The sequence below is a fragment of the Halomicrobium mukohataei DSM 12286 genome (genome assembly GCF_000023965.1).
GTDB classification, from domain to species: domain Archaea; phylum Halobacteriota; class Halobacteria; order Halobacteriales; family Haloarculaceae; genus Halomicrobium; species Halomicrobium mukohataei.
Window position 1 is genome coordinate 724,249 of sequence record NC_013202.1, and the last position, 16,877, is coordinate 741,125.

The 16,877-nt window shown below is 67.1% G+C and carries 14 protein-coding genes; 9 read left to right on the top strand and 5 right to left on the bottom strand.

Annotation, left to right across the window (positions count from 1 at the left end; genetic code table 11):
* Positions 1-21 precede the first annotated feature (21 nt).
* The gene (locus tag HMUK_RS03610; RefSeq protein ID WP_015761735.1) at positions 22-1,299 is read left to right on the top strand and encodes an adenosylhomocysteinase; all 1,278 of its coding nucleotides are present in this window, start codon (positions 22-24) and stop codon (positions 1,297-1,299) included.
* Between the two features lie 119 nt (positions 1,300-1,418).
* Positions 1,419-2,123: a metallophosphoesterase family protein gene (locus HMUK_RS03615; RefSeq protein ID WP_015761736.1), complete on the top strand. Its 705-nt coding sequence runs from the start codon at positions 1,419-1,421 to the stop codon at positions 2,121-2,123.
* A gap of 25 nt (positions 2,124-2,148) precedes the next feature.
* Here the strand turns inward: HMUK_RS03615 and HMUK_RS03620 are convergent, their stop codons facing one another.
* Positions 2,149-3,327, bottom strand: coding sequence for an aspartate kinase (locus HMUK_RS03620; RefSeq protein ID WP_015761737.1), 1,179 nt, complete (start codon positions 3,325-3,327; stop codon positions 2,149-2,151).
* A 118-nt stretch (positions 3,328-3,445) separates the two neighbouring features.
* Here HMUK_RS03620 and HMUK_RS03625 point away from each other — a divergent pair, with 118 nt between their 5' ends.
* Positions 3,446-3,868 (top strand): hypothetical protein, encoded by a 423-nt coding sequence (locus HMUK_RS03625; RefSeq protein ID WP_015761738.1) that lies wholly within the window; start codon positions 3,446-3,448, stop codon positions 3,866-3,868.
* A gap of 108 nt (positions 3,869-3,976) precedes the next feature.
* On the opposite strand, the gene HMUK_RS03630 is transcribed toward HMUK_RS03625, so the two are convergent.
* A complete protein-coding gene (locus HMUK_RS03630) occupies positions 3,977-5,290 on the bottom strand; it encodes a hemolysin family protein (protein ID WP_015761739.1) in 1,314 nt (437 codons plus the stop codon).
* Positions 5,291-5,448: 158 nt separating this feature from the next.
* Here HMUK_RS03630 and HMUK_RS03635 point away from each other — a divergent pair, with 158 nt between their 5' ends.
* Positions 5,449-6,249: a hypothetical protein gene (locus HMUK_RS03635; protein WP_126967149.1), complete on the top strand. Its 801-nt coding sequence runs from the start codon at positions 5,449-5,451 to the stop codon at positions 6,247-6,249.
* A 97-nt stretch (positions 6,250-6,346) separates the two neighbouring features.
* Entirely contained in the window at positions 6,347-6,712 is a 366-nt protein-coding gene (locus HMUK_RS03640; protein WP_049940868.1) for a hypothetical protein, read from the top strand.
* A 247-nt stretch (positions 6,713-6,959) separates the two neighbouring features.
* Here the strand turns inward: HMUK_RS03640 and HMUK_RS03645 are convergent, their stop codons facing one another.
* From HMUK_RS03645 to HMUK_RS03655, 3 genes are read right to left on the bottom strand one after another with little or no spacing between them, the layout of a single operon-like run.
* Positions 6,960-11,081 carry a DNA-directed DNA polymerase II large subunit gene (locus HMUK_RS03645; RefSeq protein WP_015761742.1) on the bottom strand — a complete coding sequence of 1,374 codons (4,122 nt, stop codon included), beginning with the start codon at positions 11,079-11,081 and terminating at the stop codon, positions 6,960-6,962.
* The gene (locus HMUK_RS03650; RefSeq protein ID WP_015761743.1) at positions 11,082-11,504 is read right to left on the bottom strand and encodes a PPC domain-containing DNA-binding protein; all 423 of its coding nucleotides are present in this window, start codon (positions 11,502-11,504) and stop codon (positions 11,082-11,084) included.
* 36 nt (positions 11,505-11,540) lie between these two features.
* Positions 11,541-12,044 carry a 2'-5' RNA ligase family protein gene (locus HMUK_RS03655; protein WP_049940731.1) on the bottom strand — a complete coding sequence of 168 codons (504 nt, stop codon included), beginning with the start codon at positions 12,042-12,044 and terminating at the stop codon, positions 11,541-11,543.
* Positions 12,045-12,144: 100 nt separating this feature from the next.
* Here HMUK_RS03655 and HMUK_RS03660 point away from each other — a divergent pair, with 100 nt between their 5' ends.
* The 4 genes from HMUK_RS03660 (at position 12,145) to HMUK_RS03675 (ending at position 16,877) form a co-directional block, all read left to right on the top strand.
* Positions 12,145-13,497 carry a helix-turn-helix transcriptional regulator gene (locus tag HMUK_RS03660; protein ID WP_174259118.1) on the top strand — a complete coding sequence of 451 codons (1,353 nt, stop codon included), beginning with the start codon at positions 12,145-12,147 and terminating at the stop codon, positions 13,495-13,497.
* Between the two features lie 168 nt (positions 13,498-13,665).
* On the top strand, positions 13,666-14,544 hold the full coding sequence (locus HMUK_RS03665; RefSeq protein WP_015761746.1) for a hypothetical protein: 879 nt from the start codon (positions 13,666-13,668) through the stop codon (positions 14,542-14,544).
* Positions 14,545-15,252: a DUF7345 domain-containing protein gene (locus HMUK_RS03670; protein ID WP_015761747.1), complete on the top strand. Its 708-nt coding sequence runs from the start codon at positions 14,545-14,547 to the stop codon at positions 15,250-15,252. It begins immediately after the preceding gene.
* A gap of 350 nt (positions 15,253-15,602) precedes the next feature.
* Positions 15,603-16,877 carry an argininosuccinate synthase gene (locus tag HMUK_RS03675; RefSeq protein WP_015761748.1) on the top strand — a complete coding sequence of 425 codons (1,275 nt, stop codon included), beginning with the start codon at positions 15,603-15,605 and terminating at the stop codon, positions 16,875-16,877.

Below are 16,877 nucleotides of genomic sequence, written 5' to 3' on the forward strand. Positions count from 1 at the left end.
GGCCTGCTCTTTATGTAGGGTATGACTGACCCCATTACCGCGCGACTCGACGACCCGGCCACGGCCCGCGAGGAGGGCCGCCGCAAGATGGACTGGGCCGTCCAGCACATGCCGATCATGGCGTCGCTCCGGGAGTCCTTCGAGGCCGACCAGCCCTTCGCGGGCGAGCGCATCGGCATGGCGATGCACGTCGAAGCCAAGACCGCCGTCCTGGCCGAAGTGCTGGCCGCCGGTGGGGCCGAGGTGGCGATGACCGGTTGTAACCCGCTGTCGACCCACGACGACGTTTCGGCCGCGCTAGACGCCGTCGAGGGCGTCACCTGCTACGCCGAACGCGGCGTCGACGACGAGGAGTACTACGCCGCCATCGAGGCGGTCATCGACCACGAGCCGACGATCACCGTCGACGACGGGATGGACCTCGTGGCGGCGATCCACGAGGACTATCCCGAGCTGATCGACACCATCGTCGGCGGCGCAGAAGAGACGACGACCGGGGTCCACCGCCTGCGCGCGATGGACGACGACGGCGCGCTGGAGTACCCCGTCTTCGCCGTCAACGACACGCCGATGAAGCGACTGTTCGACAACGTCCACGGCACCGGCGAGTCCTCGCTCGCGTCGATCGCGATGACGACGAACCTCTCGTGGGCAGGCAAGACCGTCGTCGTCGCCGGCTACGGGAACTGCGGGAAAGGCGTCGCAAAGAAGGCCAGCGGCCAGAACGCGGACGTGATCGTCACTGAGGTCGAGCCTCGCCGCGCCCTGGAGGCCCACATGGAAGGCTACGACGTGATGCCGATGGCCGAGGCCGCCGCCGAGGGCGACGTGTTCATCACGACGACGGGCAACCGCGACGTGATCGTCGAAGAGCACTTCGAAGCGATGCAGGACGGCGTCCTGTTGGCCAACGCCGGCCACTTCGACGTGGAGGTCGACCTCAACGCACTCTCGGCGCTGGCCGTCGACACGTACGAGGCCCGCGACGGCGTCCGGGCCTACGAGATGGCCGACGGTCGCCGACTGAACGTCCTCGCAGAGGGGCGACTCGTCAACCTCGCGACCCCGATCGCGCTGGGCCACCCCGTCGAAGTGATGGACCAGTCGTTCGGCATCCAGGCCGTCTGTGTCCGGGAACTGGTCGAGCGCGGCGAGGCGTACGCGGCCGGCGTCCACGACGTGCCCGACGAACTGGACAGGGAGGTCGCGGAGATCAAACTCGACGCGGAAGGCGTCGACTTCGACTCGCTGACCGAGAGCCAGGCCGAGTACATGGACTCCTGGCAGCACGGGACGTAGGCCGGTCTCGCGCGCAGTTTGGACGAACCCGCCGAGCGACGGGCAGACGAAGCTTCCGTACGACCAGATCGTGAAACAGGTCAGTGGGAACTAAGTTCTGACCGTCGTAGAGAGTGGCAATGAAGCTCGGTATTCTATCAGACGTTCACGGAAACGAGGTCGCACTACAGGCCGTCCTCGCGGACATGCCCAGCGTCGACGGACTGGTGTGTGCCGGGGACGTGGTGGGGTACAATCCGTGGCACGCAGCGTGTGTCGACGCGATCGCAGCGCCAGAGAGCGGGCCGATCGCAGACAGCGACGCCGCGTTGCTCGACGGAACGGTCCCGACGGTACAGGGCAACCACGACCGGGCCGTCGCGACGGACCACGCCCCACGCTTCAACCACATGGCGGCGGCCGCCGTCGACCACGCCCGCGACCAGCTGACCGACGACCAGCTGGCGTGGCTCGACGGCTTGCCGACAGAGCGCCGCGTGCTCGACGGGCGAGTGAAGATCGTCCACGGCCACCCGGACGACCCCGACCACTACACCCGGCCGGGTGAGTTCGGGCCGGACCTGCTGGGAGACGAGGACGCGCTGATCATGGGCCACACCCACGTCCAGCACCACGAACGCTACGACGACGGGATCGTCCTGAACCCCGGGAGCGTCGGCCAGCCACGGGACGACGACCCGACGGCGGCCTACGCCGTGCTCGACGTGGCCGAGGGGACCGTCGAGGAGCGACGCGTCGACTACGACACGGACGCGGTCATCCGGGCAGTCGAGGACGCCGGGCTACCGCGACAGATCGGGTTCCGGCTGACACAGGGGCGATAAGTCGAAAGTCACACAGCCGACGGCTTCAGAACACGTCCTGAACGAGCGAGAGGGCCTGCTCTCGGTCCGACCACGGGACGAACACGGACACCGAGGTGGCGGAGGTGATCACGTCGTAGAGGTTGATGTGAGCGTCCGAGAGCGGGTCGATCACGCGCTTGACGATGCCCGGCTGGTTCGGCAGCTCACCGCCCGTGACGCGGACGACGGCGATGTCGTCCTCGACGGTGACACTGGAGAGGGTGTCGTCGTCGACGACGTGATCGTGCAAGAGCGCCTCCGCGTCGTCGGCGTGGTCGGTGTCGACGTAGAAGGTGATCGAGTCCATCCCGGAGGAGACGCCGTCGATGTTGATCCCCTCGTCGCCAAGCGCCGTCGAGAGTTCGCCGAGGATGCCCGGACTGTTTCGGATCGCGCGGCCGGCGATAGTGACACAGCAGAGGCGCTCTTCCTGGAGGTCGATGAGGTTCTGAAATTCGCCCTCGATCGAGGTGCCCCCGGTCAGCAGGTCGCCGTGCTGGTAGTGGACGACGCGGACGCCCAGATCGCGGTCCTTGTACGACAGCGCCGAGGGCGCGACGACCTCGGCACCGCGAAAGGAGAGCGAACGCAGTTCGTCGACGGAGATCTCGCCGACGTTGCGTGCCCCTTCGACGACGCGGGGGTCGCCCGTCATGACGCCTTCCACGTCCGTGACGATGACGACCTCGTCGGCGTCCATGTACTTGCCCAGCATCACCGCCGAGGTGTCCGAGCCCCCCCGCCCCAGCGTGGTGACGTTGCCCGCGAGGTCCTGTGCGAGAAAGCCCGTGACGACCGGCACCACGTCCTCCAGCTGGCCGGCCAGCGCGTGAGCCCGCTTGGTCGTCTCCTCGACGTCGACCTCGCCGTACTCGTCGGTGATGATCGGCCAGTGCTCGCTCCCCGGTTCGAGGAACATCGCCTCGACGCCCCGGGCCGCGAGCGCGCCCTTGAGCATCCGGACGGAGGTGCGCTCGCCCATGCTGACGATCTGTGCGCGGTCCTCGGGCTCGGCGTCGTACTCGATCTCTTCGAGGAGTTCGTCCGTCGTGTTCCCCATCGCGCTGGCGACGACGGCGACCTCGTGGCCGTTCTCGATGGCCGACGCGATCGAGTCCGCGGCCCGGTTGATCCGCTCGCCGTTGCCAAGGCTCGTCCCGCCGAACTTGGCGACTACGCGCATGCTACCACCCTGATCGTGCGTACGTGACTCATTACCCGAGCCGTAGCCCATGGTCGGGGATAACTGTGTTCATCTGGCGCGGCACACGGTTTATTTGCGTTCGCACCGACACTCCGGTATGGAGATCCGGGACGCCGTCGAGGCCGACGCCGAGCGCATGGCCGAACTATCGGGGAGCCCGCCGGACGTGATGCGCAACCTCGTCCACGACCGGACGGTACGGGTCGCGGAGACACCGGCCGACGGGGACGAGGAAGACGGGCCGGCGGTGACGGGGTTCGTCAGCTTCGACGCCCGCGAGAGTACGGTCCACGTGACACAGATCGGCGGCAGCGAGAAGGCTTGCGCCCGCCTGATCGACGAGCCGGTCAGTTTCGCGCGGCGGGAGGGAATGAACGTCGAGGTCCTCCTCACCGCGGACGAGGAGGCGGCACGGACCGCAATCGAGGACGCCGGGTTCGAGGACGAGGGCCCCGGGCCACAGTTCGAGGGCCAGCCGACGACCCGCTACCGACTCGAACCCGGTCGCGCTCGCCAGTAACACCGCGAACCGTTCTCCGCAACGGATTCGAGACGAGTATGAGAACCCCGCTGCGGTGATCCGCCGCAGGGCCCGCCGATCAGTGGACGGAAGACGCGACGAGAGGGGTCACGTCGCCGGTTCCACGTCGACGACCGAGACGCGCGCGCCGTCGACGCTCACGACGGTGATCAGGTAGCCGTCGGTCTCGACCGTGTCCCCGGCCTTCGGGGCCCGGCCCAGCCGATCCAGCACGAGGCCACCGATCGTCTCGAAGGCGGGACTCTCGAAGGTGGCGTCCAGTTCGTCGTTGACCGTCGAGAGGGGGACTGCACCGTCGACGCGGTACGAACCGTCGTCGCGCGCGTCGATCGAGGGTTCCCCCGTCGCCGCGTCGAAGCCGTCCTGGAGGTCGCCCACGAGCGTCTCGAGGACGTCCTCGACGGTGGCGATCCCCTCGAAGGCGCCCCACTCGTCGATCACGATCGCCATCTGGCGCTGCTCGTCCTGAAACTCCCGCAGGAGGTCGTCGATGCGGGTCGACTCCGGAACCATCGGGAGGTCCCGCGCGATGTCCCCGGCGGTCGCCGGGGACTCGTCGCCGGCATCCAGCACCCGAAGCACGTCCTTGGCGTCGACGAAGCCGACCACCTGGTCGCCGTCGTCGCCCTCGACCACGGGATAACGCGTGTGCCCGGCGTCGAGGACGATCGAACGCAGTTCCGTCACCGGCGTGGAGGCCGTGACACTGATCACGTCAGGTCGCGGGACCATCACCTCGCGGACGGACCGGTCGTCGAACTCGAAGACGCGCTGGATCATCTCGACTTCGCCCGCGTCGACGTGGCCCGCCTGCCCGGACTGGTTCAGCACCCGCAAAATCTCCTCTTCTTCGAGCGTCTCCTCGCTCTCGGAAGCGGGCTCGACGCCGATCAACTGCGTGAAGAAGTTCGCAGAGCCGTTGAACACGACGATGCCCGGATAGAGGAGATAGAAGAAGAACTTCATCGGCGCGGCCACGAGCAGCGAGATCTTCTCGGCGTCCGCGATAGCCAGCGTCTTGGGCGCGAGTTCTCCGAAGACCACGTGGAGGAAGGTGATGACGGTGAACCCGACGGCGAAGGCGACGGCGTGGAGCAGACTCGGTGGCAGAATCGGAGCCAGCACCGGCTCCAGCAGGTCGGCGATGGCGGGCTCACCGACCCACCCCAGTCCCAGCGACGCGACCGTGATCCCCAGTTGCGTCGTCGCGAGGTAGTCGTCGAGGTTGTCCATCACGTCGTCCAGCACGCCAGCACCGGCGGCCCCCTCTTCGACGAGTTGCTGGACGGAGGTCGCCCTGATCCGGACGAAGGCGAACTCCGAGGCGACGAAGAAGCCGTTCAACAGGACCAGAAAGAGCGCGAGCGCGATACCCCCCAGCGAGAGTGCGATGTCGGTCATGTAGGCCGTGCTACCACCCTCTCGGGGTTAAACGGTGGGGTCGCTGAAAGTGACTATCGGTTGGTATATAACGCTCTATCGCAATATTATAAAACAACAAGTATAAATCAGGTGCTAAATAAAACGCGATGTCTAATAAAAGGACGCGACGAGCACTGTTGAAAGGAGTTGGAACCGCCGCAGTCGGTGTCACCGCTGGGGCCTCCGCTACAGGTGCCGGCAGTGCAGGCCCCTGTGGCGACCCGTACTCGGACTCCTCCAGTGTGACCGAGACTTATTTGAGCGGAAAAGACGGGTCTGCCGATTTTGTCGAAAAAGAGTTCGCAGAGGTGGTTCGAGTCGAAGTCGACGGGCCGATCCTACAAGACGAGAACAACGACAGAGCGAAGTACTTCGTGGATATCCACCAGTTGGCAACGACGTACGTGAAATCGGACGGTGAGCCACAGATCGATATCATGGACCAGAACGTCAACATAGCGTATCCGGACGAGGGGAGTACGTCGGCAGAGTGGGATTTCCCGGATCCGGACAGCGAACCGGGTTGGATCAGTCGTGCGAGTGCAGATTCGGTGAATGACGATTACTCCCTCCACGACTTCGCACACGACGCGGCTGTCGAGACGTTCAAACTCGGGGTAGACGTATTCGAAGAGACCGTCGCGACACCTGTGAAAGTCGGAGTCGACCTGTATGACTACGCGAAGAAGTCAGCAGAACTCGCCGATAAATACGACGACGCGACCGGTTCCACCCGTGCGTGGGACTATTCGTGGACGTACTCCGGTGACGAAGCGTCCTCGACATCGTTCACCTCGATGACGTTCAAAGTGACAGACATTCCCTGGGGTGGGACTGAGAGCCACACGGTCGAAGTCGAAAGCCGAACTGGTCAGGAGGGAACGATGCACACCCACGAGTTCAACTTCGACCTCCACGGTCCAGAGCTCTGTCGGTAACTGGTCGGCTTTTTGACCTTGCCCCTCCGCGTTCACACGGCGGATATCCAGATTGAGAACACGGATTTTTTAGCATATCGTGGAGAACACCAGTTTCGTGCCCTCCCTGAAACGCGTCCACATTGTAGCAGCGTTCGTCCTGCTTGGCGTCGCTGCGTTCCTTTACTCGGTGATCGTCTCCTATCAGTTCCTCCTCGGTACGGGCGTCGCGATCGCGTCCTTCGTCGTCGCACTATTCACGTACTACGGAGGCACCAACCGAAAGACCGCCACTCGCGCAACGATCGTCGTCACACTCATTTACGGCGCTTTCACTCTCCAGTTTCCCATTGCCGTCATCGCGGCCTGCCTCGTCTACCTCACCGCGTGGCTGACCGGCTCGGACAGCCCACTCGATGCACCAGACACGCGGGTCTTCCCGGTCGAATCGACGGCTACCAGCGAATCCGACCGTAGCGAGTGAGTCGGGTGATCTGCGGGTCGATTGAGGCGCTCAGTCACCCGATGCACGGGGCGTAGTTCGTTCAGTGATTCACCCGTATCCACCAGACGAGAGCATCCGGGCGACCGAGCGGTCCGTCAGGACCCGGCAGGTCGCCCGGTTCACGCGAATCGCCCGCGGGCGATTCGCGCTTTTTTCCCCGACGTTTTTTACCGGGGTTGAGCGCTCGCCTATGGCGAGCGCGAACCCCCGGAGAAAAAAGGTCGAGCTACATGAAGTCCGCAATCCCGCTCTGCTTGTTTTTGTCGTTCTCGAACACCCGCTTGATCGACTTGTCGAGGATTTCGAGGCGCTGTTTGGTGTACTCTCGGCAGTCGAACTCCTCGGCGACCATCGTCGCCGTGTCGATGTACTTGTTGACCGACCCTTCGTGGACCGTGAGGTTGACCCGGCCGCCACACTCCCGGCAGTCGCCGGTCAGGGGCATCCGGCGGTACTTCTCGCCGCAGTCGAGACAGCGGACTTCCTGGCGGGAGAAGGCCCGGAGGTTGCCGATCAGGTCCGGCAGGAAGTGGTACTCGATGATCCGTTCGGCCACGTCGGTCTCGTCGACAGCCCGCAGCGTCCGCGAGAGATCGAGCTGGGCGTCCATCTTGTCGGTCATCGAACCGAGCGTCTTGTAGGCCGAGAGGTCCGGGCCGAGCGCGATGTCGGTGGTGTCGTGGGTGTGATCGAAGCCGGTGTACTCGTGGTCGGTGCCCAGCGTCTCCTCGGCGATGGTCATGACGTCCTCGACATCCTCGGGGTCGGCCATCTCGCGGGTGGCCTCGTAGAACTCCCGGGGGTACTCCCGCATGATGTCCATGTTGTGGGCCTCGTCGTCGATCTCGCTGGGGTCGATGCGGGAGGACATCACCAAGGGTGCGTCCATCCGACCGCCCCGCTGGTTCGGCAGGAACGTCTTCGAGAAGTTCAGGAGGCCGTCCATCAGCAGCATCACGCAGTCCTCGTCGCCGTCGCACTGGCCGGAGTAGGTGCCCTCGATGGCGACCCGGTGGGTGTCGGCGACGGTGAGACAGTAGACGTGGTTCGTGTCGCTGTCGACGTACTCGACCGACACCACTTCGTCGAACGGAACGCCGTCGTCGGCACCCGCCGAGGGCTGTGGGGCATCGCTCGCCGTCATCACGGTCGTCTCGCCGCCGTCGTAGGCCGGGAGTTCGTCGCCGGCCGAGAGTTCGCTGGCCGGTGCTTCTTCGAGCCCGTCACCGCTCCGCCGGAGCATCGTGTGGTCGGGAGTTACCCGCAGCGAGCGGTCACCGACCTCGATGCGGACCATGTGATCGGGAGCGTGATGTTTCGAGACCGCCTCGACGGGCTTGCGACACGGGCGACCGTCGGCGTCGACCGAGGGCACCGTGACCTCGCCGTCCAGTTCCTCGACCAGGGTCCCGAAGTCGTCCTCGCGCGGGTCGTCGAGTCGCTCCTCGACGAGATCGGCGATAGGGCCGTACTGCCAGTCGCCAGCCTCGTCCTCGTACCAGAGTCGCGATTCGGGGTGGAAGCAGTTGCGGCGCTTGGCGGCGTGGAAGTACGGATGCGCGTACCCGACCGCCGCGGAGGTGAAGCCGACGACGCGCCCGACCGTCGCGGCGCTGGTGTGGGGTGCCATCCCGAAGACGAGTTCGCCGACGAGGTCCTCGCGGTCGTCGAGTTCGTAGAACCGGTCGAGCCCGTAGTACTGCTCTAAGAGGTCGTCGACGAACGCGGCGGTCTGGAGCATGTGCTCGGCCGCGCCGTCGGAGAGCACCACGTCCTGGACTCTGAGCTCGACGAGCTGGTCCTCGTGGCGCAGCGGGTCGCCGTGGATGTCCGCCTCGTAGCCCAGCCCGCGGAGCTGGTCGACGCTCACGTCGAGTTCCGACGCCCGGACCGCGGTGACCGGCAGGTCCGTCATGTCGTAGCGGACGGTGCCGTCTTTGAACGCCGACACGTCGTGTTTCGCCCGGAGGATCCCCTTCTCCATCGGTTCGGGAATCTTCTCCTTGGAGGTCAGCCCCTCGACGCCTTTGACGATGTCGAAGGCCGTCTCGCGTTCGCCGACGGCACCCAGCGCGTCGCGGAACTCCTCGCCGAGGTCGATGGCCTCGTACTGGGTGGGGTAGGCCATCGTCTCGCAGTGGGCACACTCGGCGCGGCCCGACTCGTCGGGCTCGACCTCCGAGTCGCAGTCGGGACAGACGTAGACGGCGTCGGTGACGCCGTTGCAGTCCGGACAGCGGCCCCGAAAGGTCTCGGTGCCACAGTCCCGACAGCGGCGGCGACCGACCTCGACCTCGACGAGGCCCTGCTGGTCGTTCATCTTCTCGGCGTGTTTGGTGGCGTCGGCGACCGAGCGCTGAGCGCCGCCGGCCTCGTCGATGGGAAACAGCGTGTGGACGGCCGGCGACAGCTCTCGCTCCTCTGATTTCTCGGGGCGACCCATCCGGTTGCCGATCCGGGTCGGGGCGCGCTCGCGGAGCCGGAAGGGAGCGATCTCGTTGATCGCCTCGATGGCGTTGTCGCCGTCCGCGTACGTTCGAGCGTGCTCCGAGAGGTCCCCGAGCGACCACTCGCGTTCGAGAGCGGCGTCGAAGCCCAGCGTCCGGACCAGCGGCTCCCAGTCGGGGACGACGATGGTGTCCTCGCGCTGAGTGTGCTCGACGAGCAGGTGTTCGAGCGTCTGGGCGACGGGCTCGCGGTTCGGGAGGACGAGGTCGCCGTCGGTGCCCCGGTCGGGCGACGGCGTCGGCGCGACCGCGCCGTCCGTCTCGGCCCTCTCGGCGTCTTCGACGGCGGCCGCCAGCGCGCCGACGGCGTCGACGGTCACGTCGTGCCAGCAGTAGGTGTACTTGGGGTGCAGGGGGGCGTCGTAGTCGGTCGCCCACCGCAGCGCCTCCTCGGCAGTCGGATCTGCCAGGTCGACGTGAACGTCGTCTTGCAGGGCCTGCACGTCGCCACCGGCGTCGTCGAACTCCTGTCGCCACCACTCGACGGTGTAGGAGGCCGGCACGAGCGGGTGGTTGTTCTCGACGAACTCGCCGTAGTTGACGAGGTACTCGCCCAGATCCAGCACCTTCTCGACGCCGTTGCGGACCTCGATTGCCTCGGCCGGGTCGTCGACCCGGCGCACGTCCCCGTTGGCGAGCTTGACCGTCGGCCCCTCGATGGTGTCGACCGGGACCACGCCAGCGGCCTTGCCGGGCCGTTCGGTCTTGATCTGGGTGCCGGTCGCGAGGAAGTCGTCGACCAGGTGCATCGTCGCGGGGTGGACGCCGGCAGTCGCGTTGCCGTGGTTGCGCGCCCGGCCGTACCGCAGGCGAAAGCCACCGGGTTCGCTCGGATGTGAGAAGACCGGTCGGCCGGCGATGAGGTCACGGAGGAACTTCGTACTGGGATCGGCACGCGGCGGGCCGTCGTCCTCGCTCGTAGAGGTCTCGTCGCCCTCGTCCTCGTCTCCGTCGTCTCCCTCGTCGGCCGCGTCCTCCTCGCCGTCCTCGTCGCCGTCTTTGCCGATCGTTCCGTCGATGAGGTCTTGCAGCCACGGCCAGTCGACCTCCTCTAAGTTGCGGGTGTAGCGCTGGATCTTCGGAGCCTTCAGCGCGATGCCCTCGGCGGCGACGAGACACATCCCACCGCGGGCGGAGTTGGTGTCGACCCGTTCGAGGTCCCGAAAGCCCGAGACCTCCTCGTCGCCGGTCGCCTCGCCGTCCAGCATGATCGGCATGTGCTCGGCGATGAACTTCGACTCCTTCTCCTTGGGCGAGTACTGGAGGCCCGTCTCCTTGTCGTACAGTTCGATCTCCTCGGCGTAGCGGTTGATCTCCTCGTCGCGGGCCTCGTACTCCTCGATGCCCAGCAGCGCGCGAGCGTAGTCGGCCACGAGAACCGAGAGCGCCTGTGCGGTCCCGCCGGCCGAGCGGATCGGGCCGGCGTAGTAGACGTTGACGAACTCGGTGCCGTCGTCGTTTTCGAGGATCTCGACGCGGTCGATCCCCTCGATCGGTGCGGCGACGACCCCCTCGGTCAACAGGGCGACGGCCGTTCGAACGGCACCCTCGACCTTGCCGGCCTTGGAGTCGTAGTCCCCGACCTCGCCCTCCACGAAGTCGGAGACCAGCTCCAGTGCGGCCTCCTCCCTGCTCATCTCGCCTTCGAGTTCGCGGACGCGTTCGGCGACGCCGTCGATCCCGAGGATGTTCTCGACGCGGTCGGCCATGTCTCTGGCCGTCGGGATCTCGACCTCGGGGACGGGATCGCCGCCGCGTCGCTTGGCCGCCTGGGCCACCTCGAAGGCGTCGTCGAGCTGGGATTCCAGGCGGTCGAAGTAGCGTTCGTCGACCTCGCGCATCTACAGCCCCCAGAGGTCCAGATCCGTCGTCTCGTCGTGCTCGCGCGCGAGTTCGGCGTCGAAAGCGCGAACGTGGAGTTCCCCGGCGAAGACGGTCGCGCTGTTGAGGTGGCCCGCAAGCGCCGATCCGTCGGGTCGCGAGAGGACGGCGTGGGTGTGGGCGAACGGCTCCCCGTCGAGCAGCGAGACGTTGCCGACGCAGGCCGCCACCTCCAGCGGTTCCGGGAAGGTCACGGCGTCGTACTCCTGGCGTTCCTGATCGTAGAAGTAGATCTCGGCGTCCTCGACGGCACCGAGCCCCTGAAAGAAGGCCGCGTCGATCCCCTGCTCGTCGGCGAAGTCCTCGATCTGGGCGCGCCAGTCGCGCCCGGTTTCGAGCCGACAGACGTACTCTCGGGTGGTCTCGACTTCGCGATAATCCATACTGGAGTGAGAGGGCAGGGCAGGCCAAAAGGGTTGTCACCCGAGAGAAACCCGGCCGGACTCCACCACTCGGGCCGCGTCGTAGAAGGCGAGTTCGTCGACGACCCACTCGATCGGTTCGATGTCGCGGTCGAGCAGCCGCCGCCCGCTGGCCCGGTCGCCGCCACGCGCGACGGTGACGTGTGGCGTGTACTCCTCGCCCTCCAGCCGCGGGACGGTGTGGAACGCGTCACAGAGCGTCCGATGGAGGTCGTGCAACCCCGGGCTCTCGACGGCGAGATAGACGACCGGTGCCGTCCCCGAGGTCGGCTCGGCGAACCAGTCGACGCCCGTGATCCGGACCGCGACGGCGGGCTGATCGGCGAGAACCTCGCGGGCGCGGGCCTCGACGACGCTGGCGGGGTGGTCGTCGGTCGCCAGGCGCTTTGCGACCATCGAGTGCTCGCCCCGGGGACGCGGGCTGGCGCTCGGCCACTCGCGAGCCAAGTCGCTCGCCAGCCGCGCGACATCGCCCGGAATGGGGACGTTCAGGCTGAACACGTCCGGACCGACGACGGCGACGGCGAAAAGCGACCCGATTTCGACCGATTGTACACGCGGCCTAAAGCCATATACCGCGAGGCGGCCAACACCGAGTGAGATGTCGACAGCTCGCCGGAGGCGCGCCACCGTGCTGGCTCTCGTCGTCGCTCTGCTTGCCGTCCCGATCGCGGGCGGACAGCTCGGCGGGCTGGCACAGGAACAGGTCGATCCAGACACCGTCGTGCTACAGGTCGAGTTGCAGGCCGACGGCGACGCGTCGTGGGCCGTCCACTACCGGACGCGGCTGGACGACGACAACACGACGGCCGCCTTCGAGAGCCTGCGAGACGACGTGAGCGACGACCCGACCGCGTACACGGCCGACTTCGGCGACCGCATGAACCGGACGATCGCGACCGCCGAGAACGCGACCGGCCGAGAGATGGCGCTTCGGAACCTCACGGTAGCGACCGAGACCGAGGCGCTGCCCCAGGAGTACGGCGTGGTCACCTACCGGTTCGAGTGGACGAACTTCGCGGCCGTCGAGGGCGACCAGCTCCGGGCGGGCGACGCGCTGTCGGGCCTGTATCTCGACGAGGAGAGCACGCTGCGGATCGACTGGCCCGCCGGCTACGAGCGCACGAGCGTCGATCCGTCGCCGACCCGCAGCGACGAGCAGACGGTCGCCTGGGACGGCCGCATCGACTTCGAGAGCGACGAGCCACGGCTCGTCGTGACCGAATCCGCCGCGGCCGGCGAGACGACGACCGGTGCTGGCGAGGCCGCAGGCGACGCCTGGCTGCTCGTGGCCGCGACGGTGCTCGCGGCCGGCGGCGTCGTCGCGCTGCTGTGGGCCAACCGCCGGTACGGTATCGCCGGTGGAGCAGCGAGCGACAGCGGGCGGGACGACGGATCGGAGGAGCCGGCCGAAAGCGGCGGCGAGAGCGCTGGTGAAGCGTCCGACGAGGACGCGGGCGGTGACCCGTCGCCGCCGCCGGAACTGCTGAGCAACGAGGAGCGCGTGCTCCAGTTGCTCGACGACAGCGGTGGCCGGCTGAAACAACAGGCCATCGCCGAGCGACTCGACTGGACCGCCGCAAAGACCAGTCAGGTGATCGGCGACCTGCGCGAGGAAGACGAACTGGAGACGTTCCGAATCGGCCGGGAAAACGTCGTCACGCTCCCCGGCGTCGACCTCGCGAGTGACGTGGGCGAGGGCGAGGGCGAGGGTGAGGGCGAGGGCGAGGGCGAGGGCGAGGGCGAGGGCGAGGGCGAGGGCGAGGGCGAGGGCGAGGGCGAGGGCGAGGGCGAGGGCGAGGGCGAGGGCGAGGGCGAGGGCGAGGGCGAGGGCGAGGGCGAGGGCGAGGGCGAGGGCGAGGGCGAGGGCGAGGGCGAGGGCGAGGGCGAGGGCGAGGGCGAGGGCGAGGGCGAGGGCGAGGGCGAGGGCGAGGGCGAGGGCGACGAGCCGTAGAACTCCCATATAAACCCATCGACGTTTCGAGCGGGAGAGACGGACGATCAAGCGATAGGCCGTCGCAGTCGTGCGGTTTCGATCGCGGTTAATTCGGCTTGATCGTCGGCAATTCGGGATTACGGCCGCCCCTTTATATGCGGTTGCCGACACAAGGACGGCGTACAGATGCGAGACACCACCACCGTACTGGTCGCAGTCGCACTGGTCGTCGGGAGCCTCGCGGCCGTCCCGATGGCCGGAGTGGCCGCCCAGACGACGGAGACAGCGACCGACACGAACAGTCCGACGGCGACCGCGACCGACACCAACGCGACCGCCGCCAACGCGACCGCACCCGGCGAGCAGCTCGCTGGCGTCGTGAGCGTACAGGGTGCCGAGATCGACGGCGAAGTGGAGACGCGTGCGTACGGCATCCGCGTCGCTCAGTCAGAGAGCAACGACTCGAAGGCCGCCGTCGTCGGCCAGCAGATGGCCGATATCGAACAGCGACTCGACGACCTCGAACAGCGCCGAGAGACGCTGACGGCGGCGCGTGAGAACGGCTCGATGAGCGAAGGGCAGTACCGCGCCCGGATGGCGCGACTGGCCGCCGAGACCCGCACGGCCGAGCGGCTCGCGAACCAGAGCAACGAGACGGCACAGACACTCCCCGCAGAGACCCTCGAAGCCAACGGCGTCAATGCGACGGCGATCCGGACGCTGAGCGATCGGGCCAACGAGCTACGGGGGCCGGAAGTGGCCGCGATCGCCCGCTCGATCGGCGGCGCGGGGACCGGTAACGGCTTCGGTCCGGCGGCGGCCGGTGAGCGCGGTGCCGAGGCTGGCAACAGAACCGCTGGACAGGACCGCGGTAGCGACGCCCGAGACGGCGGCAACGAAACGGACGCATCGAACGAACGGCCCACCGCAGACGGTGACGGGGCGACCGGGAGCCAGCCCGAAGACGACGACCAGCAGTCGACTGACACCGAGACCGACGACAGCGCGTCCGAGGCCGAGGATCAGCGGGGCGGTGGCAACGCGAGCGAGGGGCAGGGTCGATAGATGAGAGCGAGAGCGGCCCTCGCGACGTTGAGCGTGATCGCGCTGGTCCTTGTAGGGAGCGCCGGACCCGCGGCAGCGTCCCACCAGCCGAGCTTCGTCGTCGACCTGGACGCGAGCGGCGACGCGACGGTGACGATTACGTACACGTACGACCTCGGAGACGACGCCGAACAGGCGGCTTTCGCGGAGCTACGGCGCAACGAGACGGCGACCGCCGCGTTCGAAGAACGGGTTCACGATCGGTTCGAAGCGGTGGCGAACGCCAGCGAAAACCGGACCGGACGCCGGATGGCGATCGAATCGGCGGCGGTCGAACTCACCCGAGAGGACGGGACCGGGGTCGTCGAGGTCTCGGTCCAGTGGAGCGGGCTGGCAGCGACGACCGAGAACGGACTGGTCCTCGACGAGCCGTTCGCCAGTGGTTTCGAGCCCGACCGTGCGTTCGTCGTCGTCCTCCCCGACGGCTACGAGGCGACGACGAGCACGCCCTCGCCCGCAGAGAGCGACGACGGGCGACTGGAGTGGGCCGACGGGACGACGCTCGACGACTTCGAGGTCGTCGCGACGGAGACTCCCGCCGACGCCGGTGGGACCGCTGACAGCGACGCGACGACGGGGGCTGACGGCCCCGGCGTCGGCGTCGTGGGGACGGTCGCGGCACTGGTGGCCGCTGGCGCGCTCGCCGTGCGACGACGCCCGAGAGCGTGAGAGGGTCACACACCGATCTCGACTCGGAACCTATTTATATCGAACCTCGGATAGTGGCGAGTACATGAGTCAGACTGCGACCGCTGGCGGACGCGAAGTCCTCAGCGGCGAGTCTGGCGCTCTTCTTCGACAGCGGCGACGACGACGGGGCCGTTTCTAGGCCCACAATACTTACACTCCCGATTTCCGGTTCGTTCGACTCCAAATCACCGACCACCGTCTGTTGGTCGCGTCGTCGCGGCTGTCGTCACCCCGCCTGTGCTCACACGCCTCGTGTGATCGATCCTGCGGACGATGACGACGGGTGCGGGCGGCGAAAATCACGGACACGCCACCCAAACACGAAACCCATGACACCAGAAACCGCATCCGGAACCGTCGCACTCGCCTTCTCGGGCGGGCTCGACACGACAGTCTGCGTATCGCTGCTGAAAGAGGAGTACGGCTACGACGAGGTCGTCGGCGTCACCGTCGACGTGGGCCAGCCCGACTACGAGTTCGAGGAGGCCGAAGAGACCGCCGAGGCGCTCGGCGTCGAGCAGTACGTCGTCGACGCGAAGGAGGACTTCGCGGACCTCTGTCTGAAGGCCGTCAAGGCCAACGCCGACTACCAGGGCTACCCGCTCGGGACTGCGCTCGCGCGCCCGGTCATCGCCAAAGCCATCCTCGAAGTCGCCGAGCAAGAGGGCTGTTCGGCCGTCGCTCACGGCTGTACGGGGAAGGGCAACGACCAGCTGCGCTTCGAGTCCGTCTGGCGCGACTCCGAGCTGGACGTGATCGCGCCCGTCCGCGAACTCGGGCTGACCCGCGAGTGGGAGAACGAGTACGCCCAGGAGAAGGGGCTGCCGGTCGAGGGCGGCGACGGCGGTCGCTACTCCATCGACACGAACCTCTGGAGCCGCTCGATCGAGGGCTCCGAGCTCGAAGACCCCAGCACGATCCCGGAGGACGACATCTACAAGTGGACCGAGAACCCCTCGGGCAAGGAGGCCGAACTGGTCGAGATCACGTTCGAGCAGGGCGAGGCCGTCGCCGTCGACGGCGACGATCTCGGCAAGGTCGAGCTGATCGAACAGCTCAATTCCCAGGCCGGTGCCCACGGGATCGGTCGCACCGACATGATGGAAGACCGCATGCTCGGTCTGAAGGTCCGCGAGAACTACGAGCACCCCGCCGCGACGGTGTTGCTGACCGCCCACGAGGCCCTCGAAGGGCTGGTCCTCACTCAGGAAGAGCGTGCGTTCAAGGCCCAGGTCGACCAGGAGTGGTCCCAGAAGGCCTACGAGGGGCTCGTCGACGCCCCGCTCGTGAGTGCGCTCGAAGCGTTCGTCGACGACACGAACGAACGCGTCACCGGCACCGTCACGGTCAAGCTGGAAGGCGGCCACTGTCGCCCGGTCTCGCGCGAATCGGAGTACGCCGTCTACAGCGAGTCCGCAGCGTCGTTCGACGAGGAGGACGTGACCGGCGGCATCACCCAGCAGGACGCGACCGGCGTCGCCAAGTACCACGGCTTCCAGTCGCGTCTGGCGAACAGGATTCTCGAAGACGCGAAGAAGGGCGAAGCCGTCGCCGACGGTGGCAGTGAAGCCACAGACAGCGCGAACGGCGAGAGCGAGGACTAG

What these genes read in the sequence shown, in the direction of transcription:
- HMUK_RS03630 (WP_015761739.1), bottom strand. Translation starts at nt 5,290, where the DNA reads ATGACCGACATCGCACTCTCGCTGGGGGGTATCGCGCTCGCGCTCTTT.
- HMUK_RS03620 (WP_015761737.1), bottom strand. Translation starts at nt 3,327, where the DNA reads ATGCGCGTAGTCGCCAAGTTCGGCGGGACGAGCCTTGGCAACGGCGAG.
- HMUK_RS03670 (WP_015761747.1), top strand. Translation starts at nt 14,545, where the DNA reads ATGAGAGCGAGAGCGGCCCTCGCGACGTTGAGCGTGATCGCGCTGGTC.
- HMUK_RS03650 (WP_015761743.1), bottom strand. Translation starts at nt 11,504, where the DNA reads ATGGATTATCGCGAAGTCGAGACCACCCGAGAGTACGTCTGTCGGCTC.
- HMUK_RS03625 (WP_015761738.1), top strand. Translation starts at nt 3,446, where the DNA reads ATGGAGATCCGGGACGCCGTCGAGGCCGACGCCGAGCGCATGGCCGAA.
- HMUK_RS03645 (WP_015761742.1), bottom strand. Translation starts at nt 11,081, where the DNA reads ATGCGCGAGGTCGACGAACGCTACTTCGACCGCCTGGAATCCCAGCTC.
- HMUK_RS03675 (WP_015761748.1), top strand. Translation starts at nt 15,603, where the DNA reads ATGACACCAGAAACCGCATCCGGAACCGTCGCACTCGCCTTCTCGGGC.
- HMUK_RS03665 (WP_015761746.1), top strand. Translation starts at nt 13,666, where the DNA reads ATGCGAGACACCACCACCGTACTGGTCGCAGTCGCACTGGTCGTCGGG.
- HMUK_RS03610 (WP_015761735.1), top strand. Translation starts at nt 22, where the DNA reads ATGACTGACCCCATTACCGCGCGACTCGACGACCCGGCCACGGCCCGC.
- HMUK_RS03660 (WP_174259118.1), top strand. Translation starts at nt 12,145, where the DNA reads ATGTCGACAGCTCGCCGGAGGCGCGCCACCGTGCTGGCTCTCGTCGTC.
- HMUK_RS03615 (WP_015761736.1), top strand. Translation starts at nt 1,419, where the DNA reads ATGAAGCTCGGTATTCTATCAGACGTTCACGGAAACGAGGTCGCACTA.